Annotated in this window: 23 protein-coding genes; 17 read left to right on the plus strand and 6 right to left on the minus strand. The window is 58.2% G+C overall.

Annotated elements, in window-relative coordinates; translation table 11 throughout:
• Positions 1-3 precede the first annotated feature (3 nt).
• The 11 genes from M2422_RS11810 to M2422_RS11860 all read left to right on the plus strand — a co-directional run bounded on the left by M2422_RS11810 (position 4) and on the right by M2422_RS11860 (position 10,234).
• Positions 4-963 carry a hypothetical protein gene (locus M2422_RS11810; protein ID WP_033144533.1) on the plus strand — a complete coding sequence of 320 codons (960 nt, stop codon included), beginning with the start codon at positions 4-6 and terminating at the stop codon, positions 961-963.
• Positions 964-971: 8 nt separating this feature from the next.
• Positions 972-2,927, plus strand: a complete 1,956-nt coding sequence (locus M2422_RS11815) for a vWA domain-containing protein (RefSeq protein ID WP_033144532.1) — start codon at positions 972-974, stop codon at positions 2,925-2,927.
• Positions 2,927-3,613: an ABC transporter ATP-binding protein gene (locus M2422_RS11820; protein ID WP_087823597.1), complete on the plus strand. Its 687-nt coding sequence runs from the start codon at positions 2,927-2,929 to the stop codon at positions 3,611-3,613. Before M2422_RS11815 ends, M2422_RS11820 begins: the two co-directional genes overlap by 1 nt.
• Before the next feature lie 31 nt (positions 3,614-3,644).
• Complete coding sequence (locus M2422_RS11825; protein ID WP_224435042.1) at positions 3,645-4,826, plus strand: ABC transporter permease; 1,182 nt, start codon at positions 3,645-3,647, stop codon at positions 4,824-4,826.
• Positions 4,816-6,351 carry a formylglycine-generating enzyme family protein gene (locus M2422_RS11830; RefSeq protein WP_259140825.1) on the plus strand — a complete coding sequence of 512 codons (1,536 nt, stop codon included), beginning with the start codon at positions 4,816-4,818 and terminating at the stop codon, positions 6,349-6,351. Before M2422_RS11825 ends, M2422_RS11830 begins: the two co-directional genes overlap by 11 nt.
• An 18-nt stretch (positions 6,352-6,369) precedes the next feature.
• Entirely contained in the window at positions 6,370-7,068 is a 699-nt protein-coding gene (locus M2422_RS11835; protein WP_033144530.1) for a hypothetical protein, read from the plus strand.
• Between the two features lie 11 nt (positions 7,069-7,079).
• On the plus strand, positions 7,080-7,562 hold the full coding sequence (locus M2422_RS11840; protein WP_033144529.1) for a hypothetical protein: 483 nt from the start codon (positions 7,080-7,082) through the stop codon (positions 7,560-7,562).
• 51 nt (positions 7,563-7,613) lie between these two features.
• On the plus strand, positions 7,614-8,090 hold the full coding sequence (locus M2422_RS11845) for a hypothetical protein (protein WP_058840477.1): 477 nt from the start codon (positions 7,614-7,616) through the stop codon (positions 8,088-8,090).
• A gap of 25 nt (positions 8,091-8,115) precedes the next feature.
• Positions 8,116-8,544: an IrmA family protein gene (locus tag M2422_RS11850; protein WP_064673168.1), complete on the plus strand. Its 429-nt coding sequence runs from the start codon at positions 8,116-8,118 to the stop codon at positions 8,542-8,544.
• Between the two features lies 1 nt (position 8,545).
• The gene (locus tag M2422_RS11855; protein ID WP_064673167.1) at positions 8,546-9,796 is read left to right on the plus strand and encodes a hypothetical protein; all 1,251 of its coding nucleotides are present in this window, start codon (positions 8,546-8,548) and stop codon (positions 9,794-9,796) included.
• 141 nt (positions 9,797-9,937) lie between these two features.
• Positions 9,938-10,234: a hypothetical protein gene (locus M2422_RS11860; RefSeq protein ID WP_033144527.1), complete on the plus strand. Its 297-nt coding sequence runs from the start codon at positions 9,938-9,940 to the stop codon at positions 10,232-10,234.
• Between the two features lie 58 nt (positions 10,235-10,292).
• Here M2422_RS11860 and M2422_RS11865 read toward each other — a convergent pair whose 3' ends face one another.
• Complete coding sequence (locus M2422_RS11865; RefSeq protein ID WP_023310243.1) at positions 10,293-10,895, minus strand: ATP-dependent Clp protease proteolytic subunit; 603 nt, start codon at positions 10,893-10,895, stop codon at positions 10,293-10,295.
• An 88-nt stretch (positions 10,896-10,983) separates the two neighbouring features.
• Here M2422_RS11865 and M2422_RS11870 point away from each other — a divergent pair, with 88 nt between their 5' ends.
• Positions 10,984-11,370, plus strand: a complete 387-nt coding sequence (locus tag M2422_RS11870) for a VOC family protein (protein ID WP_045888820.1) — start codon at positions 10,984-10,986, stop codon at positions 11,368-11,370.
• Between the two features lie 185 nt (positions 11,371-11,555).
• Complete coding sequence (locus M2422_RS11875) at positions 11,556-12,173, plus strand: response regulator transcription factor (protein WP_033144524.1); 618 nt, start codon at positions 11,556-11,558, stop codon at positions 12,171-12,173.
• A 3-nt stretch (positions 12,174-12,176) separates the two neighbouring features.
• On the opposite strand, the gene M2422_RS11880 is transcribed toward M2422_RS11875, so the two are convergent.
• The 5 genes from M2422_RS11880 to M2422_RS11900 form a co-directional block, all read right to left on the minus strand.
• A complete protein-coding gene (locus M2422_RS11880) occupies positions 12,177-17,759 on the minus strand; it encodes an ATP-binding protein (RefSeq protein ID WP_064673166.1) in 5,583 nt (1,860 codons plus the stop codon).
• 9 nt (positions 17,760-17,768) lie between these two features.
• Positions 17,769-18,149, minus strand: coding sequence for a response regulator transcription factor (locus M2422_RS11885; RefSeq protein WP_064673165.1), 381 nt, complete (start codon positions 18,147-18,149; stop codon positions 17,769-17,771).
• A gap of 23 nt (positions 18,150-18,172) precedes the next feature.
• Entirely contained in the window at positions 18,173-18,433 is a 261-nt protein-coding gene (locus tag M2422_RS11890) for a XapX domain-containing protein (protein ID WP_064673164.1), read from the minus strand.
• A complete protein-coding gene (locus tag M2422_RS11895; RefSeq protein WP_039260948.1) occupies positions 18,430-18,651 on the minus strand; it encodes a DUF1427 family protein in 222 nt (73 codons plus the stop codon). Before M2422_RS11895 ends, M2422_RS11890 begins: the two co-directional genes overlap by 4 nt.
• A 61-nt stretch (positions 18,652-18,712) precedes the next feature.
• Positions 18,713-19,399: a hydrolase gene (locus M2422_RS11900; RefSeq protein ID WP_047059056.1), complete on the minus strand. Its 687-nt coding sequence runs from the start codon at positions 19,397-19,399 to the stop codon at positions 18,713-18,715.
• Between the two features lie 218 nt (positions 19,400-19,617).
• On the opposite strand from M2422_RS11900, the gene M2422_RS11905 reads away from it, so the two are divergent.
• The 4 genes from M2422_RS11905 to M2422_RS11920 are packed head-to-tail and all read left to right on the plus strand — an operon-like array spanning position 19,618 to position 24,364.
• Positions 19,618-21,489, plus strand: a complete 1,872-nt coding sequence (locus M2422_RS11905; protein ID WP_064673163.1) for an amidohydrolase — start codon at positions 19,618-19,620, stop codon at positions 21,487-21,489.
• The gene (locus M2422_RS11910; protein WP_064673162.1) at positions 21,489-21,896 is read left to right on the plus strand and encodes a DoxX family protein; all 408 of its coding nucleotides are present in this window, start codon (positions 21,489-21,491) and stop codon (positions 21,894-21,896) included. The genes M2422_RS11905 and M2422_RS11910 overlap by 1 nt, the downstream gene beginning before the upstream one ends.
• Entirely contained in the window at positions 21,893-23,512 is a 1,620-nt protein-coding gene (locus M2422_RS11915) for an MFS transporter (protein ID WP_248202742.1), read from the plus strand. Before M2422_RS11910 ends, M2422_RS11915 begins: the two co-directional genes overlap by 4 nt.
• 30 nt (positions 23,513-23,542) lie before the next feature.
• Complete coding sequence (locus M2422_RS11920) at positions 23,543-24,364, plus strand: alpha/beta fold hydrolase (RefSeq protein WP_064673160.1); 822 nt, start codon at positions 23,543-23,545, stop codon at positions 24,362-24,364.
• Positions 24,365-24,417: the final 53 nt, after the last annotated feature.

Here is a 24,417-nt window from a genome sequence, read left to right on the forward strand (position 1 = left end):
GACGTGATCAAACCTGAACTTAAGACGCTGACCCCTATACAACCAGGATTCGCATTGCTCTTGTTGAAAGGCTGGAAAGGCGATGCCGAGGGCGTCACAATCTCGGTAGTACGTAATCAGGATCGCCTGTATCTGGATAGCCACGGTGATTGGGTCAGTGGCGAGATTTTCCTCGCCCTTCCTCCACTGATACAAAATGAGGAGACGCCCTGCGTTCAGGTCGGCCCTTCTCTGATCGATCCACTACTCGCCAACCGCCAGGCGGCCTATCGCATCACCATCAAAGATGGAAGTAATAAGGATATGGGGATTCTGACCATCGCTGAAGGGCTACTCAGCTCCCAGGCCGGTGGTGAAAACCCACTCCCGGAAAATATACAGACGCTGAATGATACCCCCATCGTGCAGCCGATGTCCGTTCAAGAACCGGAACCTGTCGTTTTAGAACCTGTCGCAGAAAAGCCTGTATCTCAACAGCCGCATAAGCCGAAAAGTAAGCTGCCGTTATTTGCGGGATTAGCCATTCTATTGCTCCTGCTGGCCGCTGCTGGGTGGTGGTTTACCCGTAAGCCAGAGCCTGCAATTCCAGCGGCACCTCCCGCGCCCGTCGCGAAAACTACCGGGCCGTGTGGTGATGAACAAATGGCGAGCGGCAATGAAATGGCGTTCGTTAAAGGGTGCCTGCGTAGCCAGCCAAGTAGTGCACAACTGCTGGACGTCATCGCAAAAGCGAAAGCGGCAAAACATTGCGATATCGCTCAGCGCCTTTACGCCTATAAAGCCCAGTCCGGCGATACGCAGATAGCTGTTCGTTATGCACAAGAATATGACCCGAAAACCGCAAAACCAGGGGGATGCTTCAATCCTGACGCAGAGACAGCGGCGTATTGGTATGAATCGGTTGTAAATCAGGACCCGCAGAATAACGAGGCCAAAGCCCGTTTAGCTGAGCTGAAGAAATAGGATAAACAATGAAATACATGCATTGGTTCAGTAGCCTGGTGTGTGCCGCAACGCTGGCATCCCCCGCCTGTGCCGCGGGTAAACAGCCGCTTTTGCAGGAAGGTAAACATGCGTTATTCCAGCGGGTACTGACTTACCCAGGCTGCCAGCTGTCCGCCAAAGCAGGTGAAGCAGGTAAAGAGCAGCCGGCCTTTAGTCGATTCTATGTTTACCAAAGGACAACGCTGGGTCAGGACACGTGGCTGCAGGTTGGGCCGGACAGCTTTGGTCATACCGCTGGCTGGATGAAATCCTCCTGCACCGTTGACTGGAAAATGCAGCTGACGCTGGCGTTTACCAATCCTGCTGGCCGTCAACCGATGCTGTTCTTTAAAGAGAAATCCGACGTTGAGTCTCTTCTGAACAGCAAAAACCCTGCGGCAACATTGCAACCAATGCTCAACAGTTTGAGCAGCCATAAACCGGTCCCGCAGGTTCTGGCACGCGAGCCTGATTACATGGTGGATCAGTTAAAAAACTTTTATCTCTTACCTGTTCTTGGCTCAGATGATGTGTTTACCGATACCGGCTTCCAGGTACGTGTACTCAACGTTGCCTCCGTCAGCGAAAAGTCGCCCGCAAAAAAGGCCGCGTCCGCTGCTGATGAAAAGAACATGATGAAAGGGTTCTCCGCCTCGGTTGTCTTTGTGATCGACTCCACCATCTCGATGGGGCCGTATATCGATCGCACTAAAGAGGCGATCGATAAGATCTACAAGAGGATCGAGAAGGAACACTTACAGGATCAGGTCAAGTTTGGCCTGGTAGCTTTCCGCTCCAGCGTGAAAGCGGTTCCGGGTCTTGAATACGACAGCAAGATGTATGTCGACCCCAATACCGTTAAAGATGGTAAAGACTTCCTCGCTAAAGTACATGACCTGAAGCAGGCTACCGTTTCCAGCAGCAAGGTTGATGAAGATGCTTACGGCGGGGTCATGACAGCGCTGGACAAAGTGGACTGGACGCAGTTTGGCGCCCGCTACGTTGTACTGATTACTGACGCAGGCGCGCTTGATGGCACAGATAAGCTCTCGTCAACCCATCTGGATGCCGCCCAGGTGCGTCAGGAAGCCGCCTATCGTGGCGTTGCGCTGTATGCGTTACATCTGAAAACCTCTGATGGTAAGAAAAATCACAGTTCTGCTGAAGCCCAGTATCAGGAGCTGACGTTAAATCCATTCCTGCACAAACCGCTCTACTATCCTATTGATTCAGGTGATGTAAATAGCTTCGGTAGTATGGTCGATAACCTGGCGAATGCCATTACCGGCCAGATTAAAACAGCCTGGAGCGGCGAAGAAACGGCGGGGAGCGCGCTGGGGGCAAGCCCTAAATATGCCGGTAAGAAAGAAGATCCCCTGCTCAGTGATGCCGACAAGTTAAGTAAGGCAATGCGTCTTGCCTATCTGGGTGAAAAGCAAGGCACCACGGCACCACCGGTATTCAAGTCATGGATAAGCGACCGCGATCTGATTGACCAAAACATCCCGGCGACCGAGGTGCGCGTACTGCTCACGAAAAGCGAGCTCAGCGATCTGAGCGATGTCATGAAGAAGATCGTCAATGCCGCCAATGAGGGGATGATCTCTCCGGATGACATGTTTGCCAGCCTGCGTTCTCTGGCGGCAACCATGGGCAACGATCCAAACCAGGCGAAAGGGAAAAATGCGACCCGCCTAGGAGAGATGGGGCTGCTCGGTGAATATATCGAGAGCTTACCTTACCTCAGTGAAGTATTGAGCCTGGACGAAGAAACCTGGAAAAGCTGGGATGGCCTTGAGCAGGAGCGTTTCATCCGCAGGCTGAATACCAAGCTTAATTACTATCAACGCTACAACCAGGATGTAGACCGTTGGGTGGCATTAGCGCCCGATAGCGACCCACGCGATAACGTTTATCCGGTACCTCTGGAGAACCTGCCCTGATGTTGAGGATCCGCGATATGGAGATCAGCCGGGGCGGAACGCATGGCTATAGCGTCGCCCTCCCGCACCTCTCGTTGAAAAAGGGAGAGGTGGTCGCTCTAACCGGGCCTAGCGGGTGCGGTAAAAGCACGCTTCTGGAGATGATAGGGGCGATCCTCCGCCCAGCGCATCTTGCCGAATACCGGCTCGCCGGTCGCGATATTTCAATACCGCTCATGGCTGAAAACGAGCCTGTCCTGGCCGCGCTTCGCGCACGCGAGCTTGGGTTTATGCTACAGCACGGCGGCTTGTTGCCCTGGTTACCCGTGATAGAAAACATCACTCTGGTTCGCAGGCTGGCAGGACTTAGCCTACAGTCAGCCTGGCTCGATAAGGCCATCGACAGCCTGGGCGTGCGGCCGCTGCTGACAAGAATGCCTTCCCGGCTTTCTATCGGCGAGCGCCAGCGCGTTGCCTTCATCCGTGCGATTGCCCACCAGCCACGCTTACTCCTTGCCGATGAACCGACTGCGGCGCTGGATCCTGATAATGCAGACCGGCTGTTTGACCTGATGATCGGCATGGTGCGCTCACTGGATATGGCAGCCATTGTTGTGAGCCACGACTGGCAGCGCGTGACGCATTTTGGGATTGACCGATATCAGGCCGTGACCGGAGAGGGAAAAAGTGTCTTCTTACCCAGCTGATATGCCAGCGTCAGGCACCCTGCTATGCCGTATGGCTCTGCGCGATCTCATTCACGATCGCAAGGTCGCGCTGTGCATCATCTTCTCTTTGATTGCCGTTATCGCACCGTTATTGCTGCTGTTCGGATTGAAGAATGGCATTGTCAGCCAGCTTCGCCATCAGCTTCTCGACGACCCTCGCACCCGGGAAGTACGTATAACGGGTAATGGTAATTATGATTTTGCCTGGCTTGATAAGCTCGCCCGCCGTTCAGAAGTCGGATTTTCGATTCCGTTAACCCGTTCGCTGAACACTCAGGCCGATCTGGTCCGGGACGGGCAACACTTTGTCCCGGGTGCTGAAGTGATCCCGACGGCCAAAGGCGATCCTCTTTTGCAGGATGTCAGAGCACCGGTCAAAGACAGCGATACCGTACTCAGCGCCAGTGCGGCACGGCGCCTTGGCGTGCAGCCAGGAGATATCCTGCGCCTGATGGTGAGCCGAAAAAGCGAAGGGAAAAACCAACGCGCCACGTTCGCTTTAACCGTTACCGGCGTGCTGGATGACGCAAAATTTTCACGTCAAGGTGCCTTTATTACATTGCCTTTGCTTGTTGCTCTGGAAGACTACCGCGATGGCTTTCAGGTTCCCTTGCTGGGGGTCAGCGATGGCAAGCCGCCCAGAGAGAGAACCCGCTATTCAAGAGCACGTATCTATGCCAGTTCGATAGATGACGTTTCACTCCTCGCGCGGTGGCTGGAGACGCAGAACATTGAGGCTATCACTCAGTCAGCTCAAATTGAGTCTGTGCGTGCCATCGACCGTGTGCTGGGGATTATCTTTGGCGTGATTGCCTGGATCTCTGCATCAGGGTGCATCGCCTCGTTAGTCGGTGCCTTCATCGCCAACATTGATCGTAAGCGCAAAGATATGGCCGTGCTGCGCCTTCTGGGTTTTCGCCGTCGCGCTGTGACGCTTTTTATTATTATTCAGGCGCTGTGTTTGACCGGCGTCTCATACGGACTGGGTGTGATCATCTACCTGCTGGGCAGCGCATTGTTCAACCATGTGTTGGGCAGTTCTTTACCGGACCAGGCATTCGTCTGTCACCTTGACCCCCTTCATTTTATCGCCGCATTGCTCTGTGTCCTTGCCGTGGCGTTAGGCGTGGCCGCTATCGGAGCACTGCGCGCACTGAAAATCGAACCTGCGGAGAGTTTACGTGAAATCTAAACTGGCGATGAGCCTGGCTATCATTGGACTCGGGTACGCCTGCGCGGCGAATGCCACCTGGGATGAAAAGTTCTGGAACCCAAAACCTCTGGCCGATGACGTGATATTGCCTATGCCGTGCGACGGTGCCATGGCATTTCGCAAAGTCGCTATCCCGCTGAATAAACCGCTGGAAGATTACAACATCACGCTGGGGCAAGAAGGCGACGACTGGGGATACGTTGAACAATCTCGCCAGGAACACATTGCAGGCAGTTTCCCGGAGAAGGGTGGTAAGGGCCGTTATTACCTGATGGCCAAATATGAACTGAGCGACCTGCAGTATCGCGCGCTTTCTGGGGAATGCCCGACGACGGATATGAAAGGACGTTTACCGAAGGTGAGTATTGGCTGGATGGATGCCATGGTATTCGCAAATCAATACAACCTGTGGTTACGAAAAGAAAAACTTTCTGCACTGCCTGAAGATGATGGTCAGGCGGGATTTTTACGGCTTCCGACAGAAACCGAGTGGGAGTTTGCCGCACGCGGCGGGCTCGCGGTTTCCCCCGCAGAGTTCCGCGATCGCCACTTCCCCATGCCTGAAGGATTAAACGGTTATGTCTGGTTTGCGGGGGCACAGTCTGCAAATGGAAAACTTCAGCTTACCGGCCTGCTGAAACCTAACCCGCTCGGATTGCACGACATACTGGGCAACGCAGCAGAGATGATGTTTGACCCGTTCCGCCTGAACAAGCTCGATCGCCTGCATGGTAAGGCTGGGGGCTATGTCGTTCGGGGGGGCAGTTATATGACTCCTCAGGCGGATATCCGCAGTTCACTGCGTGGAGAGGAGCCGTACTATGCCAATGCGGGCGAGAATACAACCAAAAGCACCGGTGTTCGTCTGGTTTTAGTTTCCACAACCCTGACATCACGCGAGCGGGTGAAAGAGATTGAAAAAGAGTGGCAATCATTAGGCACGGGTAAAAAGGAGACACCTGCAGGCAAAGCTGATGATTCGCTAAAAAACCTGAATGCTATCTCGGCAAAAGTCCAGGATGACGCGCTGAAGAAACAACTTGAGCAACTGCGCGGTGAGCTGCGCGCAAATAGCCAGCTTCGGGATGAACAACGGGATCAGGCAATACGCACATCGTTACAGTTGGGCGCCTTTTTGTGCACAAAAATGAAAGATGACGGCGAGTTTTACGATCGTCTCAACCAGCTCTTCACCAAAACCTGTGCCGCAGGCAGCCAGCTTGATGCTAATTGCTCCCGCCGTCAGGAACAGCTTGGTCAACATCAAAAAGCCCTTGATTTTATTACCAGTTATTACGCTGACACCCTGGTAGACATGGGCAAAACCTATGACAAACCCCTCATCGAACCGCAGGTCGCTGTCGTATTGCAACAGATGGCTGCACGCGGAAAAACCAACCTTAACGGTTATCTCGATACCTACTGGAAGAACCTTCAGGGGTACTGGAAAGATGGAAAAGTTGCGCGCGAGGCGTGGCTTAGTTCATGTAAAAAAAATAATTAAATAGTTCAGGAGATTGGAATGTTAAAGGTTATTCGCACAGCAGTGATAGCAGGAATGATGGTATTTCTGGCGGGGTGCCAGAATGGCAGTACGGGAAGTAGTGGCGGCGTCGACCCGCGCCTTGCCAATAATCAGGACGTTGAGTTTTTCAATAAATCAGGCTGGCAGGCCTGTGCTGGCGGCGCGGTAATCGGCGCACTGGCTTGCGCTGTCAGTAACTCCAGCAACAAAGCGGTATGTATGGCCGCCGCCGCTATCGCCGGTTGCGGTGTGGGTATGGGGGCTAACGCCTATCTGGATAATCAGCGCAAAAAATACGCCTCCCAAGAGCTGCAGTTAAACGCAACGATTAAGGATGTTGAAGCCGAAAACAAACGCATTCAGAACGCAACCAGCGTTGCAAAATCGGTTATCGACTCTGATAAAAAGACCCTCGCTCAAATAGAAAAAGATATGGCTGCAAACACGGTGAAAAAAGACGCCGTACAGAAGCAAATTAAAGGAGTGGATGCCAACATTGCTTACCTTCGCGGCACCATCACCGACATGAAAAAACATGAGAAGCAGTGGCAGGACGTTTCTGCAGACATGAGCAAATCCGGCAGTGATACCCAAAATCTGGATAGCGAGATTGCGTTGATGCGCGACAAAATTGGCTCTCTGCAGGGCGAGCTCGATAGCCTCTATACCCAGCGCACCGCGCTGAAAGTCGGTTGAGGGGAATAGCAATGCGTTATATTTTTCTTGCACTCAGCGCACTCATATTAGCCGGCTGTGCCACTAACGCGCGAGATTGTGACCCGACAACCGGTGATGTCAGCATTATTACCAAATTTAACTGCAACTACTCCGGCACCTGGGATAAGCGCGTTGAAGATAAACAAAAAACGCTGCAACACGATCAGGAACTGAATAAAGAGTTCAAAGCGGTGAATGATGCGATTGAAAAAGAGAAAGCACTGAGCAATGCCAACGTAGCCAGTAAACAAAAATCGCAGCAAGAACTGCAAAAGTCGATGAACAATCTGGTCGCCCAGTTGAAGAAAAAAACAGCTGGCCGGGCTGATGCTCAAAAGCAAGTTGCAGACCTGGAAAAAAGTATGAAGGAGGCGCAAAACAAACCAAGCGCTTCCGAATTGCAAAAACAGATGGAACTGCAGAAGCTGCAGGGACAGCTGAATGAATTACAAGAAACACTGGCTTCACAATAATAAAATAGCAGCCGGATTACCGGCTGCTTTACCTGCTAAGGAAAAATAACGTTGAAATCTCAATTACTCTCTGCTGGATTATTGACACTTCTGGCGACAACTCCAAGCGTTCATGCTGCACCGCCTGAGCCTGAACTTATTTTCAACTGCGAACTCACGAACGGAAAATACGTTATCGTCCGTCTGGATCACGATGTTCCTACTTATTATTACGGCTCACTTGAAAAAGTAGAAATGACTCTCCCCCAAAATGAGGGAGACAAAACGCAGGTTCGCCTGGGTGAAATGACGTTCTCAGGTGGAGGCGCTTATTATTATCGTTTCATCAATGGCAACTACAGCTATGTTGTTTATAGCGGTACGGGAAAAGGATGGGATTATACCGGCCTGAAAGTATATAAAAACCAAAAGCTCATCATGAAAAAAGAGTGCACTAATGGGGGGTTTTTACCTAATGAATATCGCGGTCAAGGCCTCGTAAAAGAAGCGGACACCGGTGATGATGCAACATACGGTTATGTTGATTAATACATCATTTTCAGGATGGTAAAATATGATGAGCCGTTACTTACACTGTAGCACAGTATTCGCATGTCTTTTATTCGCTGCTCCAACTCATGCGATTGAGATCTGGCACTCAAACACCGTCTGGGCAAATCAAGGGATGTGCAGCGCCACTTTCACGCTGGACAGTGGCATGGAAAGCGTTGGTTCGTTAGAGGTAGGCTTTGACCTCGTTGATGCAAAAAATAACCTTGTAGCTCATGATACTTTGCAGGTAGACCCATTCGGCGATTCTGATGCCACGCGATACCAAACGGCTTTCGCCGAAGGCGAGCATTATTGCGAAAGCAATCTCACGCTGCGCCTGACGTCACTGGCATTAGTTAACGGAAAGACCAAACAGCCTTTACCTCTCAGTTTGCTTACACCAAGGGCATTTATTCCATTCCCTATCATTAACCCACAGGCAGATCACTAATATGTCTATAGACGCTGAAGCAAACTCAACACCTGACAATAATGGACCTGGCCTTTGCTTTTTGTTATTACTTATCTTTGGCGGGTTCGTTTTCTTTATACCTGCAAGCGTTGTGGTCGCCTTCCCGGCCGTTCTCGCCGGTTCCTTCCTGTATTTTATCTGGTATCTTATTTCGGAAGGGCATTTAGGCAATATTCTTGGCAGTATGATCGTCAGCATGATACTAATGGCTATCGCCGCAGCTATTCCTGTCATTGGCTGGATATTGTTACTTCTATGGATCTTCTACAATATTGCGAAAGCCTTTGAGACGATAAAAACATTACTTCCCGATGCGCTCTTTAGCGCTGTTCTCTATGGATGTTTGCTCTTTCCCGTTATCCAGGAAATGGCAATGGACGGGGAGAGCAACATGGCTGCCACTATCGCTTGTGGTGTCGTGTACGTGATAACTGCAGGGCTTTATTGTTCCAGGTTAACGCAGCTGGCAACCAACACTAAGCAAAGTATTTTCTATTTTTCAATTATGTGGCTTTCGGTCCCACTTATCGCACTTCTGATCGTCTCGATTGTGGCATCCTTACGCGCGGCATTCAGAACCGTGCTGACCCCGGTGCAGACCGTGGTCAAAACCCCGCAAAACGTATCAGCGCATATGCGAGGCGGGAGCCATGTCAACGCTTACACCCGAACTGTGACCACCATTCAACATAGCGTGACCTCCCAGACGCTTCCGGGGATGGGAGCTGTTGGTGCCTCTATGGTTGGTTCCGTATCGGAGGCAACGATAACAACACCACAACAGCCACAGCAAACCTTGCCAGCGCTGGAACACAAACCAGCCGGGGGTGAATTAACACAGTATGCGACGAACAAAGACCACAACTTTTACCGCTACGACAATCTCAACGCGAAAAAAATAAGCAATTTCGTCCAGGCGGCCAGTCATCGTCAATCGCTGCCTCCTCTCACGGAAGATGCGATCCTGTTCTACTACGACGAAACGGTTTTCGGCCAAGGGGATCATGGTGTGGTATTAACCGATGACGGTGTTTTTTGCGTGTTGGGAAAATTGTATGAAACTTTCTACGCCCGCTTCAGCGAAGTCAGTAGCGTAGTCATAAAAGGATCCTTTAATAAAAAAATTGTCCTGCATATGAAGAATGGCCAGAAACATAATATTGAACTGACTCAATCAAATGCCGGGGCAAAAAAAATCTACGAACTTATCAGCATCGCAGCCCAGAATTAAGTAATCCTCCAGGCACCCGCTCAACGGGTGCCTTTCAGACTTCTGCATGACACATTCTGACAGTTTCACGCTTTATCGTGATCGCCATATTTACAGCGGCTTATATCGTTACGTTAAGAGAGAACTGTCATGAGGCCTGAAATGAGCGATTTCACTGAACTGCCGGTCACTGGCTTTGTTAAGACCACAACAGCGGTCTACACGCGTAAACAGAACCCCTCGGTATTCTCGCCCGTGGCGCGTGAACTCCCTGCGGGAAGCCAGCTGACGGTGCAGGCTGCGGTGATGGGGGATGCTGTGGAAGGCAACGCGCACTGGTATCGCATTGATGAGGATACATACATCTGGGCGGGGGCATGTACACGGCTCGATCCTTACCCGGCGTTTCCGCCAGGCACGCGAACGAACTGGATGGCGGTGGTGTTCGAGGTACGCTAGGTCCGGCGTAGGTCGGGTTAGGCGAAGCCGTCACCCGACTCAAACACGCCGCGAAAACTTAATCCAGCTTCAGCTCGTCATAATGGGTAATCAGTTTACCCACGATGCCGTAGTCCAGCGCTTCTGCCGGAGACATCCAGAAGTTGCGGTCGGTGTCTTTTTTCACTTTTTCCAGCGGCTGGCCGGTGGCGTCAGCGATCAGCTTGTTCACGCGATCCAGCATGCGGATGATCTCGCGCGCTTCGATCTCAATATCCGTCGCCTGACCGCGCACGCCGCCCAGCGGCTGGTGGATCATAAAGCGGGTATTTGGCAGCGAGTAGCGGTGCTCTTTCTTCGCCGCCAGGAAGATGGTGATCCCGGCGCTCGCCACCCAGCCGGTGCCGATGACGTGCACTTCCGGGCGGATGAACTTGATGAAGTCGTGGATGGTATCGCCCGCTTCCACGTGGCCGCCCTGGCTGTTGATGTACAGCTTGATCGGATCGTTGCTGACGCTTTGCAGCAGGATCATCTGGGTGATGACCTTCTGCGCCAGCTCCTGGTTGATCTCACCGGAGATCACAATCGAACGAGACTCCAGCAGTTTTTGCTGCAGAGCGCCCGCGCCGTTTGACCCTTCCGCTTTTTCCTTGTCGCTATCTTTCAGTGTGTAGTGCATTGTTATTTCCTCAGCTTGTCGCGCTCAAAACCAGAGTGTAGCCTGTTTTACCGGTGAAAGTCCTCACAGACAAATAACGAGGGAGCTTATGAATATTGCCCATGTCGCACTCTGGACCCGCAGCCTGAACGCGCAGGTTCAGTTCTGGGAAACGGTGTTTGGTGGCCGCAGTAACGAACGCTACGTCAGTAAAAATCGTCCCGGTTTCGAATCACACTTTATTACGCTGGATGACGGGCCGACCATCGAGCTGATGACGCTACCGGATCTGCCCGACGCCCCTGCGCACCCGGAGTTTATCGGCTGGGCGCATATCGCCATCAACGTCGGCAGCAAAGCGCAGGTCGACAGCATGGCCGGGCGTGCACAGGCCAACGGCACGCTGCTCAGCGCCCCGCGCATGACCGGGGACGGCTTCTATGAAGCGGTAATTGCGGATCCGGACGGCAACCGCATCGAGCTTGTGGGTGCATAAAATCAGCGTTTCGTTCCTTCACCGCTCCGGTCACGGATCGCTATACTTCATCTTCATACGGTTATCATATTGTTAAATGATAATGATAGTTAATGTGTTAAGATGAAAGTCAGCATAAACAGTCCCTTACGTAACCGGCGGGATTGTTTGCATCCTCGACATGTAAATCAGCACCGGGGCGGTGAATGGAACACATTGTGTATGTGGTTGATGACGATGACGCAGTCAGGCAGTCCGTGATCGGGCTGCTGGATTCGGCGGACCTGAACGCCGTCGGCTTTTCATCGGCAGAAGCGTTTCTTCAACACCGCTTTGAAGAGCTCCCGTCGTGCGTAGTCCTCGATATGCAAATGCCCGCCATCTCGGGCTTTGAGGTGGCTGATGCCCTTAAGGACAGCGGGCGCGAAATCCCGATTATTTTTCTTACCGGCCACGGCACTATCCCGATGTCGGTGCGCGCCATTAAAGGCGGCGCGTACGAATTTCTCACCAAGCCCGTCGAATCCACCGCGCTTATCGACGCCATTGAGTCCGCGCTTCAGCTGGCGGAACACAACGCCGTGCGCAATAAAGAGCACTACGCCCTGAAGCAGCGCCACATGTCCCTCACCCCGCGCGAGCACGAGGTGCTGACGCTGGCGATAAGCGGCATGTTGAACAAGCAGATTGCCGCCGAGCTGGGCGTCAGCGAGATCACGGTGAAGGTGCACCGCCGCCGCGTGATGGAGAAAATGCAGGTGCGCTCCGTCGCGGAGCTGGTCAGGGCCGTTGAGCGCCTGACCAATAGCCAGCCTGCGGAGTAACCTTTACCCTTCCTGCGCCGCCAGCGGCAGCGCAAACGCGAACACCGTGCCGTACGGCTCCCGGCGGCGCGCGCTCAGCTTCCCGCAGTGGCGCTCGATGATGCTGGCGCTGATGGTCAGCCCCATCCCCATCCCCTGCGCTTTGGTAGAGTAGAACGAGTCAAAAATCTGCTCCAGCCGCTCGGGCTCAATGCCGCTCCCGGTATCGGCGATCTCGACGATCACTTTCCCGTCCGCGTTGGCGGTGCTGAGGGTTATGGTGCTGGCGCGATCCTTCACCTCGGCCATCGCCTCTACCGCATTCATCACCAGGTTCAACAGCACCTGCTGGATCTGCACGCTATCGCCGGTGATAAAGCTGTTCTGCGCCTGTAACAGATAATCAACGCTAATGTGTCTCTGCTCCAGCTCGCTGCGGGAGAGCGTGATGATATGGTGGATCAGGTAGTGCATGTCGATGCGCGAGAAGGTGGGATCCTGCTTGCGCGTCAGGGACTGGATGCTGCGAATGATCTCCCCAGCCCGCGCGCCTTCCGCGGCGATCTCCTCCAGCCCTTCGCGCACTTTATCCAGCCGGGCGGGCTCGCGGTTGAGCCAGCGCAGGCTCGCCCCGGCGTTCGAGACGATCGACATCAGCGGCTGGTTGATCTCGTGGGCGATGGAGGAGGTCAGCTGCCCAACGGTGGTGGCCCGGGAGACCCGCGCCAGATCCGCCTGCGCGACCCGCATCGCATCCTCCGCGGCGCGCTGGCTGGTGATGTCGGTGATGATGCCGTAATACTCGTTCACCTCGCTGCCCACGCCCACCGGATCGCCAATCCCGAGGAGGTAGCGCGTTGAGCCGTCGGTACGCTTAACGCGAAACTCCGCGCGCATGGAGAGCCCGTCGCGCACGCTCCGGGTGACGATGGCGCTGATGCGGGCGTAATCGTCCTCATGAACGAAGGTCAAAAACTCCGCCATGGAGATCGTCTTTTGCTGCTCGGGCAGGCCGAGAATGCGGGCGTACTCGTCCGAGACAAACATCAGATCCTGCTCCAGCTCCCAGCGCCAGCTGCCGGTGTGGCTGATCTGCTCGCCGAGCATCAGCGAGGTCTGGCTGGATCGCAGCTCTTTCTCCACCCGTCGGCGCTGGATGTTCTCCGCCAGCAGCTCGGCGTACAGCCGCGCCGTCTCCAGGGATACCGCGGCCTGCGCGCCCAGCAGGCTCACCACGCGCGAGTGCTCGGCGGTGAAGACCTCCGGCATCAGGCGGTTTTCCAGGTACAGCACACCCACCAGCCGCGCCTGTTTGAACATCGGGACGCACATGACCGCCGCCCCCGAGGTCACCAGATAGGGGTCCTGACTGAAAGGATGAAACTCCTCTGGCCTGCCGGTGCGGATCTCCTGCCCGGTGCGGATCACCGCCGCCAGCACCGACAGCGGCAGGTCGGTCGCCGTCGGCACATCTTTCAGGATCCGCACCCGCACGCCCTCGGTGCTGGTCCAGGCGCTGGCCTCGATCTCCGGGATGAGGCTCTCGCTCACGCGCAGCAGCAGGCCGCGCTGCGCCCCGGCGCGTTCGAGCAGGATGGTCATCAGGTTTTCGATTAAGCGTTCAAGGTTAATCTCTTCCGACAGCGCGCGGGAGGCTTTGATGACGCTTTGCAGATCGCGGATGGTCTCGTTCTGGGCGAAGGCCACCGTGTCGTAGGCGCTGGCCTGCCCGGAGGCCAGCAGGTGCGGGAAATCCTGCTCCAGCTGGCGCACCTTGGCCTGCGCGCCCGCGCGGCCCCAGGCGGCAATCGAGCCGCGGAAGTGCGCGTCCGAGGCGGTCGGGTAGCCGCAGGCCAGCGAAAAGCGCCCCGCCAGCTCGTGGGCCAGGGCGTTGATCGGGTTAAACCCGCCCTCGCGGGAGAGCCGGACCGCCTTCTCATACTGCTCGAGCGCAATGCTGTTCATCCCGTCCAGCCGCACGATTTCGGCGTAGATCAGCGCCTCTTTATCCGCAAACGTGCCCGGATTAATGCGCGCCCAGAGGGCAATTTTGTCGTAGTGGGCGTGAATGCTGCGGCGGTGATTCGCCGAGAAGGTCTCCGGCGTCAGCTGACGTGACAGCGCCAGTGCGCTGTAGAGATGGTAATCCAGCAGATGGATATGCCCCGGCGCAGACCACGCGTACCAGCCCGCCATCTCGAGATCCGCCTGCGCGTCGACATATTCGCCGCAGGTAAAGTGCGCCATGCCGCGGTAGAGCCAGTACCAGAACAGCATGGTGGAGTTCTTCTCCGGCGCCTGCTCCGGCGACGCGGGAAGCAGCGCCTCCGGCAGCACCTGCGCCGCGGTCCAGGTGCCGATGACCGGCGTGCGCAGAAACTCAACGTAGCCGCGCTGGACCATCAGAATGGTTTCCACGTCCTGGAAGTGGGTTTTACGCACGAACGCCAGGCCGCGATCGATGCTGGTCAGCACCCCATCCAGGTGATCGCCCCGCGAGAGGAAGTTAATCACCTGATGGCAGGCCGCAAAGCAGGCCATCGTCATATCCCCGTGGGTCACCGCCGAGGTGAAGCAGGCCTTTGCGCACTCGATGGTAAACGACAGCGGCTGGGTCCAGACGCTGAGCTGGTCGAGCGGCAGCAGGGTTTTGGCTTCGAACGCGTCGTAGCCGTGGCGATTGACCAGCTCGCGGGCCAGCGTGCCGTACTGGAACCCAAGGCGATACTCGGCGTAGCGGTGGCCAATCAGCACGCCAAACCAGGCCATCGCCGTGGTGGAGGCGCCGGTAATACCGTGGTCGAGGGTCAGGTGCATCATGCGGCAGAGCAGCAAAAAGTGCAGGCGCGGGCAGATGAAGCTGGCGCAAATGCTGGCGCTGTAGAGCAGGTTCATCACCGCTTCGGTTTCCGGGTTATCCATCCGCGACGGCTGGGCAAACAGGTTTTGCGGCGCGTCGGCCGTGCGGTTGCAAAACAGCGCCCAGGCCTCGTCGCAGTCGGCATCTTCCGGATAGCGGCTAATCTGGATCCCAAAAATCCCCAGCCAGCAGAGTGCCGCCTCCAGCGCCAGACGGCTGTCCGACTGGCGAATGTACACCTCCACCAGCAGGTTCGCCGCCAGCGCCTTTTCGGTCAGCCCGCCTGGGCAGCCGAGAATGGCATCACACAGCTCGCGGGTCCGCTCCAGGTGCCCCAGCGCAAACTCGCAGCCCGCCTCTTCGATATCGAGCATAAAGTCCGACACCGTCCCGGCGTTGCCCAGCGCTCTGGCGGTCTGGATATAGCCGAGCGCCGAAGGATAATCCCCGGAGCGCTTCGCGCGTCGCGCGGCCAGCAGGCTCAGCTCGCGGAACATCTCCCGCTGCGGGGCGGGCTGGATGCTGTCCAGCGCGGCCGTGACGTGGTGCACGGCGCGGAACAGCAGCTCATTCCCCGCCGCCTGACGCGCGGCGTCGGCCAGCAGGCTGGCGGTGGTCAGGTGAATATGGCTTCTCTCATGCCGATCCAGCAGCGCAAAGGCGGCCTCCTGCACCCGGTCGTGGGTGAAGGCGTACTTTTTTTCCGCCAGCACGATGAGCTGGGCCATCACCGCCGGGTGCAGCGCATAGCGCATTTCCGCCATCGACATGCCGACCACGCGGCAGATCATCTCCATCTCGCCCGTGCCGCCGAGGCAGGCGATGCTGCCCAGCAGGCGGCGCGTCTCGTCGGGCAGCTCTTCAAGCTGCTCCAGCACCAGGGTGACGAGGTTTTCGGTGTAATGCCTGGCGCGGATCGCCTGCAGATCGTAGTGCCACTTGTCCTGATATTTGTTGTGCACCACCAGGCCGTCATCCACGATGCGGCGGAAAAACTCGTGCACAAAGAGCGGGTTGCCACCCGTTTTCTCGTGGATCAGCGTGGCGAGGTCGGTCGTCGCCGCGCTGCGGGTGCGAAATACCGTCGCCAGCCAGCGCGCCACTGCTTTCACGGAAAGCGCCTGCGGGACAATCTCGCTCGCGTTTTGCGCCGCCTCCGGCAGGCCCGCCAGCAGCGCCTGCAGGGCGGCGTCGGGCACGGCGCTGATATCCCGGTGGGCCGCCACCACCAGCAGCGGAACAGCGCCGCAGTTCATCAGCAGATATTTGAGCGTGTGTAGGCTGGCGGCGTCGCTCCACTGGAGATCGTCGAGCACCAGCACCAGCGGGCAGCCCTGCGAGGCAAAGGTTTTTACCAGCGCCAGCACCATATGGCTGAAGCGCGCCCGGGCATCTATGGAAAACGTATCGGCCGAGAAGCGCGGCTTGCTCTCCAGCAGCAGGCCCAGCTCGGGCACCAGGCTGACGGCCAGCGCCTCGTGCCCCTCCAGGGCGCGAGACAGGCGGATTTTCCACTTCGCCACCTCGTCTGCGGGCAGCCCCAGCAGGTGCAGCGTCAGGGTGCGGAACGCGGAGCTTAATACGCCGTAGGGCAGCGACGGCGAAAACTGGTCGACTTTGCCCACCGCCAGCAGCACCGTACGCTGCTGCAGCGTTTTAAGCGCCGTCGCGATAATTGAGGATTTGCCGATCCCCGACGGCCCGCCAATTGTCACCAGCTCCGGCACCAGGTTCTGACTCACCCGCTCAAACGCCGCAATAACGTCGTTCGCCTGCGGATGCGTCGCGAACAGGGAGTCCGCCAGATGGATCGCCGGGGTGCGGTCCTGCTGGCCGGGGGTAAAGGCGACGATCTCGCCCTCGCAGGTCAGCGTCGCCTGGCAGCGGCGAAGGTCGGCAATCAATCCGTCGACCGTCTGGTAGCGGTTATCGGGGTGCTTTTCCAGCAGCTTCAGGACGATGGTCGACAGCATTCCCGGCACGTCCGGGCGGATCGCGTCCGGGGCCAGCGGCGCCGAGGCAATATGATAGTGCGCCCAGTTGGCCCGATCGTCCTCCCCCAGCTCAAACGGCAGACGTCCGGTCAGGAGTTCATACAGCACCATGCCGAGGCTGTAGAGATCGCTGCGGCCGTCGACGGGGCGCTGGGTGCGGGTGGTGTGCTCCGGCGACATATACGCAGGCGTGCCCCCTGAAACGGCAAGCCGGGTCTGGGTGATGGCATCGGAAAGACTGCTGGAAAGGCCAAAGCTGCCCAGACGGCAGGTGCCGTCGTGATGAACAAAAATACTGCCGGGCTTGATATCGCCGTGGATCAGGTTTTGCAGATGCATCTGGCGCAGGGGAACGCAAATCTGGATCGCCATCTCGAGAAAGCGCGTGATGCCCGAGATCGCCCTGCCCGCGCGCCGCGCCAGCAGCTCAAACGAAAACGGGGCGTACACCAGCGCGAAGCGCCCCCGGTACTGGGTGGACGCAACGGCGCGAATGGCCCAGCTGTCCTGCAGCGCGTCGCGCAGCGCAAACTCGTTTTTAAGCAGCCGGGTGGCCCGCTCTTCCTCTTCGTCGCTCGCCGCGGTGGCGATAATGAACGAGCCGCCGGAGTGAGGATGTCGCGCGTGCATCCAGGCGATTCCGCCCTCCTGCGCCAGCACGGTAAAAATCACATCCTCTTTAAGGACAAAAACCCGCCCCTGGTGAAGATTCCCCTGGGCGGGCCAGAATGCAGGCTGCTCGTGTTCGTTCATCCGCGATCCTTATTGTCGGCGGGCCAGCTCCCGCTGAATATGATCCAGCAGAATATCGATGTTAATAGGCTTACGCAAAAATGCAGCGGCGCCCAGATTAAGAGCGTACCGCTGCATATTTTCATCAGCATGACCGGAGATAAAGAGCACGGGCGGAGGCGGTACGGCCAGCAGCCGCAGCTTATCAAACAGCTCCAGGCCACTCATGCCCCGCAGCTTGATGTCGGTGATCACCAGCGCCGCGCCGGACAGGGCGAGCGGATGGCTCAGAAATACCTCTGCCGAATCAAACGTATCGGCGGTATAGCCTTCCGACTCCAGGAGATTACTCAGCCCGCTGCGGACGGATCGTTCGTCATCAATGATGGCAATGCGCCACGGCAGCGTCATGCTGTCTTTCCTCTGGTAAATCATTAAACGTCGCGATCGTCCTTCGCGGGCGCAGGGGGCGCCGTGCCGCTGATTTTCGGCACGCATTCGTGACGAAACCAGGCGAGGGTAAGCGGTTCGCGACTCAGTAAACGCCGTCCCACCGGGATGAGCTGTTCGCCCACCAGCATGCCAAACAGGCCAAGCAGGGCGACAACCGGCGGCGCCGGGGAATGCACGTCGAGCAGGGCGTAAATTACCCCAGCAAACACGCCGCACACCAGCGAAATTATCCATGCTTTCATGATGACGCTCCCGTCTGCGATTTGACCTGCGGAACGGTCACCGGAGGCGGCGGCGCGCCGTCGCGGGATAACAGATGTCGCGTCGCCTGTTCACCCGCCAGCATCCCCAGCAGGCCAATCAGCGCCAGCGCGGGCGGCGCGGGGGAACGCACCTTCAGCACGGCATACATCAGGCCAATCAACACGCCTGCCGCAAGGGATATCAGCCCAGTACTCATTGTGAACTCCAGAGAAAGAGGCAGCGGCGAGCCGGATGAGGGACCAGCCCGCCAGCGGAACTTAGCGTGCCGGGACCGGCGCTAAGGTGCGGTGCTCGCTCTTCTGGCGAGACGGCGCTTTGTGCACCATGGTGTAGGCGTAATCGACGCCCATGCCGTACGCGCCGGAGTGCTCGCGCACGATATCCATCACCGCGGTGTAGGTCTCTTTACGCGCCCAGTCGCGCTGCCACTCCAGCATCACCTGCTGCCAGGTGACCGGGATCACGCCCGCCTGGATCATGCGCTGCATCGCGTAGTCGTGGGCTTCTTTGGAGGTACCGCCGGACGCGTCCGCCACCATATAAATTTCGTAATCGCCTTCCAGCATCGCGCACAGGGCAAAGCTGTTGTTGCACACTTCGGTCCACAGGCCGGCAACCACCACCTTCTTCTTGCCGTTGGCCTTCAGCGCGTCGCGCACCTTCTGGTCGTCCCAGGAGTTCATGGAGGTACGCTCCAGAATGTCCTGGCCCGGGAACACGTCCAGCAGCTCCGGATAGGTATTACCGGAGAAGCTTTCGGTCTCAACGGTGGTGATGATGGTCGGGATGTTGAACACCTTAGCCGCTTTCGCCAGCGCCACGGTGTTGTTTTTCAGCACCTGACGGTCAATAGACTGCACGCCAAACGCCATCTGAGGCTGGTGATCGATAAAGATTACCTGACAGTTCGCAGGGGTTAACACTTCGAGCTTTGAAGAGGTCATAGCATTTTCCAGTGGTTAAGGGTGAAATCGCCGCGAGCGCCGCGACGATAAAGTCACCCTCATCCTGCGGTTTTCCGTCTTTGCGCGTAATTATCTCTTCGTATAGTTAACCTTAGGTATAGTTATACTTTGGTATACCTATCCTATTGTATAACTGGATCTTTGCCGAAACCGGTTCCCATAATCCTGACCATTCCCCTCTCAGTCAGGAGCAGTTTATGGTTACCCTTGGTAAAGCCGATCTCATTCTGGTTAACGGCCAGTTTCACACCGTCGATCGCGAGAACCCCGTCGCGGAAGCCGTTGCCGTGCGCGACGGAAAATTTCTGGAAGTGGGTACCGTCGCCGAGGTGATGCAGCACCACTGCGAAGGCACCAAAGTGGTCGACTTAAAAGGCCACACCGCCATCCCCGGCCTGAACGACTCGCACCTGCACCTCATTCGCGGCGGGCTGAACTACAACCTTGAGCTGCGCTGGGAAGGCGTGCCGTCGCTGGCCGACGCCCTGCGGATGCTGAAAGAGCAGGCCCTGCGCACGCCGTCGCCCCAGTGGGTGCGCGTGGTGGGCGGCTGGACCGAGTTCCAGTTTGCCGAGCGCCGGATGCCGACCCTGGACGAGATCAACGACGCCGCGCCGGACACCCCGGTCTTCATCCTGCATCTGTACGACCGCGCGCTGCTCAACCGCGCCGCGCTGAAGGTGGTCGGCTACACCAAGGACACGCCAAACCCGCCGGGCGGAGAGATCCAGCGCGATGCCAACGGCAACCCGACCGGGATGCTGATTGCCCGTCCGAACGCCATGATCCTCTACGCCACGCTCGCTAAAGGGCCGAAGCTGCCGCTTGAGCAGCAGGTCAACTCCACGCGTCAGTTCATGCGCGAGCTGAACCGTCTGGGGCTGACCAGCGCCATCGACGCGGGCGGCGGCTTCCAGAACTACCCGGAAGATTACGAGGTGATTGCCGAGCTGCACGAGAAAAAGCAGATGACCATCCGCATCGCCTACAACCTGTTTACCCAGCGTCCGGGCCACGAGCTGGAAGACTTTGAAAAATGGACCGACATGCTCACGCCGGGCCAGGGCAGCGACTTCTTCCGCCACAACGGCGCGGGCGAGATGCTGGTCTTCTCCGCCGCCGATTTTGAAGACTTCCTCGAACCGCGCCCGGACCTCGCGCCGGGCATGGAAGACGAGCTGGAGCGCGTGGTGCGCCATCTGGTGGAGCACCGCTGGCCGTTCCGCCTGCACGCCACCTATAACGAATCCATCAGCCGCATGCTGGACGTCTTCGAGAAGGTGAACCGCGACATACCGTTCAACGGCCTGCACTGGTTCTTCGACCATGCGGAAACCGTTACCCAGGCCAACATCGACCGCATCAAAGCGCTCGGCGGCGGCATTGCCGTCCAGCACCGCATGGCGTTCCAGGGCGAGTACTTTGCCGAGCGCTACGGCATCGAAGCCACCCGCCACACGCCGCCGGTGGCGAAAATGCTCGAGACCGGCGTGCCGGTGGGCTTAGGGACGGACGCCACCCGCGTGGCGAGCTACAACCCGTGGACCGCGCTCTACTGGCTGGTCTCCGGCCGCACCGTCGGCGGGATGCAGATGTACGACCACAGCGCCCGCCTGGATCGCGATACCGCCCTGATGCTCTGGACCCAGGGCAGCGCGTGGTTCTCCAGCGAGCAGAACCAGAAGGGGCAGATCAAGGTCGGCCAGCTCGCCGATCTGGCGGTACTGAGCAAAGACTTCTTCCGCGTGCCGGAAGAGGAGATCAAGGGCATCGAGTCCGTCCTGACGGTGGTCAACGGCGATATCGTTTACGCCGCAGGCGCTTTTGGCCCGCTCGCGCCGCCGGCCATTCCGGTTCTGCCCGAGTGGTCCCCGGTGGTCAAGGTGCCGGGCCACTACCGCAGCGCGCCGCCGCAGGCCGCCCGCGTCGGGATGAACGCCGTCCACCACTGCAGCGGGCCGTGCGGGGTTCACAGCCACCAGCATGATTTCGCCCGCACGTCAGAGATGCCGGTGTCCGACGATAACGCTTTCTGGGGGGCGCTGGGCTGCAGCTGCTTTGCATTCTGATGAAAAACACCTTTGCTCCGCCCCGGGTCGACCTGGGGCTGTTCTTCCTGCGTCTGACCGGCAGCCTGCTGCTGCTGTACGTACACGGCCTGCCGAAGGTGCTGCACTTCAGCGAAGAGCTGACGCGCATTGAAGATCCGTTCGGCTTCGGGCCTTACGCCAGCCTGATCCCGGCAATTTTCGCCGAGGTGATCTGCCCGCTGTTTATCATTGCGGGCGTGTACACCCGCCTGGCGTGCCTGCCGATTATCGCCGTGCTGCTGGTGGCGATGCTGGCGGTCCACCCGAACTGGTCGATTGCCGAAGGGCAGTTTGGCTGGCTGCTGCTGATTATCTTCACCACCCTCGCCCTCACCGGGCCGGGCCAGTGGCGGCTGCAGCGTAAGACAGCGGAGAGGTTCGCATGACCCAGGTTAACGACGTTCGCGACGCACACGTCGAGACGACGCCCGCACCGACGGTTTCGCCCTGGCAGCCGCTGAGCCAGCCGGTGTTCCGCATGCTGTGGATCGCCACGGTGGTCTCTAACGTCGGCTCATGGATGAGCGACGTCGGTATCAACTGGAGCATGCTGACCCTGAGCGCCGACCCGCTGGATATCGCGCTGGTGCAGGCGGCCAGCAGCCTGCCGATGTTCCTCTTCGCCCTGCCGTCCGGGGTGATGGCGGACATCGTCGACCGGCGTAAATACCTGCTCTTCTCCCAGCTGTGGGTGTTCATCGCCGCCGCCGGGCTGACGGTGCTCTCCTTCACCGGACACGTCACCCCCGCCGTTCTGCTGGTGGCGACGTTCCTGCTGAGCGTGGGGGCGGCGATGAGCTCGCCGCCGTTCCAGGCCGTGGTGCCCGATCTGGTGAGCAAGCCGGAGCTGGGCGCCGCCGTGGCGCTGAACTCGCTGGGGGTGAACATCAGCCGGGCGATAGGCCCCGCGCTGGGCGGTTTCCTGCTGTCGCTCGCCGGGCCGTGGATGGTGTTTGCCCTCAACGCGCTCTCCGTGGTCGGCGTGGCGTGGGTGCTGTGGCGCTGGCGTCCGGCACCGTCCATACAGCGCCTGCCGCCGGAGCACTTCTTCTCCGCGGTGCGCTCCGGCATCCGCTACGTGCACGCCGCGCCGGTGCTGCGCAACGTGCTGGTGCGCACCGTGGCCTTCTTCGTTTTCGGCAGCGCGGGCTGGGCGCTACTGCCGCTGGTGGCGCGCCGCGAGCTGGGCTTAGGCCCGGCGGGCTACGGCGTGATGCTGGCGTGCATTGGCCTGGGGGCGATTGCCGGGGCGATCCTGCTGCCGCGCCTGCGCCAGCGGCTCGACGCCGACCGCCTGATGGTGGCCGCCAGCCTGACCTTTGCCCTTACCATGCTGGCGCTGGCGTTCGTGCGTCACGTCTGGCTGCTCAACCTGTTTGAGTTTTTCACCGGCTTCGCGTGGATTGCGGTGCTCTCAACGCTGAATCTCGGCGCGCAGCGCAGCGCCGCCCGCTGGGTGAAGGCCCGCGCCCTGGCGGTCTACCTGACGGTGTTCTTCGGCTCGATGACCGCGGGCAGCGCCATTTGGGGGCAGATCGCTTCCCGTTTCGGCACCCCGACCTCGCTGGTGGTCGCCACGCTGGGGATGGTGCTGGCGAGCGCCACCGTGTTCCGCTGGAAGCTGGGGAAAGATCCGGACCTGAACCTCGACCTGAGCGGCCAGCCGCTGGACGGCGTGGAGATTGACCTGCCCAACGAGCGCGGCCCGGTGCTGGTATCGCACGAGTACATCATCGACCCGAACAACACCAAGGCCTTCCTGGAAGCCGTCCACGAGCTGCGCCGGGTGCGCCGCCGCGCCGGGGCGATGAGCTGGGCGGTGTACGAGGATATCGAGCGCCCCGGCCTGTTTATCGAGACCTTCCTGATGGGCTCCTGGATCGAGCATCTGCGCCAGCAGGAGCGCCACACCATGAATGACCTCCTGCTGCAGAGCCGCGTTCTGGCTTTTCATCAGGGCACAACATCACCGGCAATTCGCTACCTGGTCGCGCCGGTATAACCATAATCATCACCTGCACAGGAACACACTATGGCAACGTTTAAGGCAAAAGACGGCACGCAGATTTACTACAAAGACGGCGGCGCGGGCAAACCGGTTCTCTTCAGCCACGGCTGGCCGCTGGACGGCGACATGTGGGACAGCCAGCTGAACTACCTGGCGGAGCGCGGCTTCCGCGCCATCGCCTTTGACCGTCGCGGCTTTGGCCGCTCGGATCAGCCGTGGAACGGCTACGACTACGACACCTTTGCGTCCGACATCAACGACCTGATTACCACGCTGGATCTGCGCGACGTGACGCTGGTGGGCTTCTCCATGGGCGGCGGCGACGTGACCCGTTACATCAACAACTACGGCAGCGCGCGCGTGGCCGGTCTGGCGCTGCTGGGCGCGGTGACGCCGATCTTCGGTAAATCCGACTCCTTCCCGCAGGGCGTGGATCAGAGCGTGTTCGACGGCATTCGCGACGGGTTGCATAAAGATCGCGCCCAGTTCATCAGCGATTTCGCGACGCCGTTCTACGGCATCAACGCCGGGCAGACCGTCTCTGCCGGTGCCCTGACCCAGACGCTGAACATCGCCCTGCTGGCGTCGCTGAAGGGCACCATCGACTGCGTGACCGCGTTCGGCGAAACCGACTTCCGCCCGGATATGGCGAAAATCGACGTGCCGACGCTGGTGATCCACGGCAGCAACGACCAGATCGTGCCGTTTGAAAGCACCGGCAAGCTGGCGGCAGAGATGATCAAAAACGCCACGCTGAAGGTGTACGACAACGCGCCGCACGGCTTCGCGCTGACCCACCAGGACCAGCTTAACGAAGACCTGCTGGCGTTTGTGAAGTCGCTGTAATTTTTTCCAGGCCGGGTAAGGCGCAGCCGCCACCCGGCGCTTTCGCTCCGCCA

This window comes from Enterobacter sp. SLBN-59 (genome assembly GCF_024807915.1).
GTDB classification, from domain to species: domain Bacteria; phylum Pseudomonadota; class Gammaproteobacteria; order Enterobacterales; family Enterobacteriaceae; genus Enterobacter; species Enterobacter asburiae_B.

Coding starts and splice junctions, on each gene's coding strand:
- M2422_RS11815 (WP_033144532.1), top strand. CDS start 972: ATGAAATACATGCATTGGTTCAGTAGCCTGGTGTGTGCCGCAACGCTG.
- M2422_RS11820 (WP_087823597.1), top strand. CDS start 2,927: ATGTTGAGGATCCGCGATATGGAGATCAGCCGGGGCGGAACGCATGGC.
- M2422_RS11825 (WP_224435042.1), top strand. CDS start 3,645: ATGGCTCTGCGCGATCTCATTCACGATCGCAAGGTCGCGCTGTGCATC.
- M2422_RS11835 (WP_033144530.1), top strand. CDS start 6,370: ATGTTAAAGGTTATTCGCACAGCAGTGATAGCAGGAATGATGGTATTT.
- M2422_RS11840 (WP_033144529.1), top strand. CDS start 7,080: ATGCGTTATATTTTTCTTGCACTCAGCGCACTCATATTAGCCGGCTGT.
- M2422_RS11850 (WP_064673168.1), top strand. CDS start 8,116: ATGATGAGCCGTTACTTACACTGTAGCACAGTATTCGCATGTCTTTTA.
- M2422_RS11855 (WP_064673167.1), top strand. CDS start 8,546: ATGTCTATAGACGCTGAAGCAAACTCAACACCTGACAATAATGGACCT.
- M2422_RS11860 (WP_033144527.1), top strand. CDS start 9,938: ATGAGCGATTTCACTGAACTGCCGGTCACTGGCTTTGTTAAGACCACA.
- M2422_RS11865 (WP_023310243.1), bottom strand. CDS start 10,895: ATGCACTACACACTGAAAGATAGCGACAAGGAAAAAGCGGAAGGGTCA.
- M2422_RS11870 (WP_045888820.1), top strand. CDS start 10,984: ATGAATATTGCCCATGTCGCACTCTGGACCCGCAGCCTGAACGCGCAG.
- M2422_RS11875 (WP_033144524.1), top strand. CDS start 11,556: ATGGAACACATTGTGTATGTGGTTGATGACGATGACGCAGTCAGGCAG.
- M2422_RS11880 (WP_064673166.1), bottom strand. CDS start 17,759: ATGAACGAACACGAGCAGCCTGCATTCTGGCCCGCCCAGGGGAATCTT.
- M2422_RS11885 (WP_064673165.1), bottom strand. CDS start 18,149: ATGACGCTGCCGTGGCGCATTGCCATCATTGATGACGAACGATCCGTC.
- M2422_RS11890 (WP_064673164.1), bottom strand. CDS start 18,433: ATGAAAGCATGGATAATTTCGCTGGTGTGCGGCGTGTTTGCTGGGGTA.
- M2422_RS11895 (WP_039260948.1), bottom strand. CDS start 18,651: ATGAGTACTGGGCTGATATCCCTTGCGGCAGGCGTGTTGATTGGCCTG.
- M2422_RS11900 (WP_047059056.1), bottom strand. CDS start 19,399: ATGACCTCTTCAAAGCTCGAAGTGTTAACCCCTGCGAACTGTCAGGTA.
- M2422_RS11905 (WP_064673163.1), top strand. CDS start 19,618: ATGGTTACCCTTGGTAAAGCCGATCTCATTCTGGTTAACGGCCAGTTT.
- M2422_RS11910 (WP_064673162.1), top strand. CDS start 21,489: ATGAAAAACACCTTTGCTCCGCCCCGGGTCGACCTGGGGCTGTTCTTC.
- M2422_RS11915 (WP_248202742.1), top strand. CDS start 21,893: ATGACCCAGGTTAACGACGTTCGCGACGCACACGTCGAGACGACGCCC.
- M2422_RS11920 (WP_064673160.1), top strand. CDS start 23,543: ATGGCAACGTTTAAGGCAAAAGACGGCACGCAGATTTACTACAAAGAC.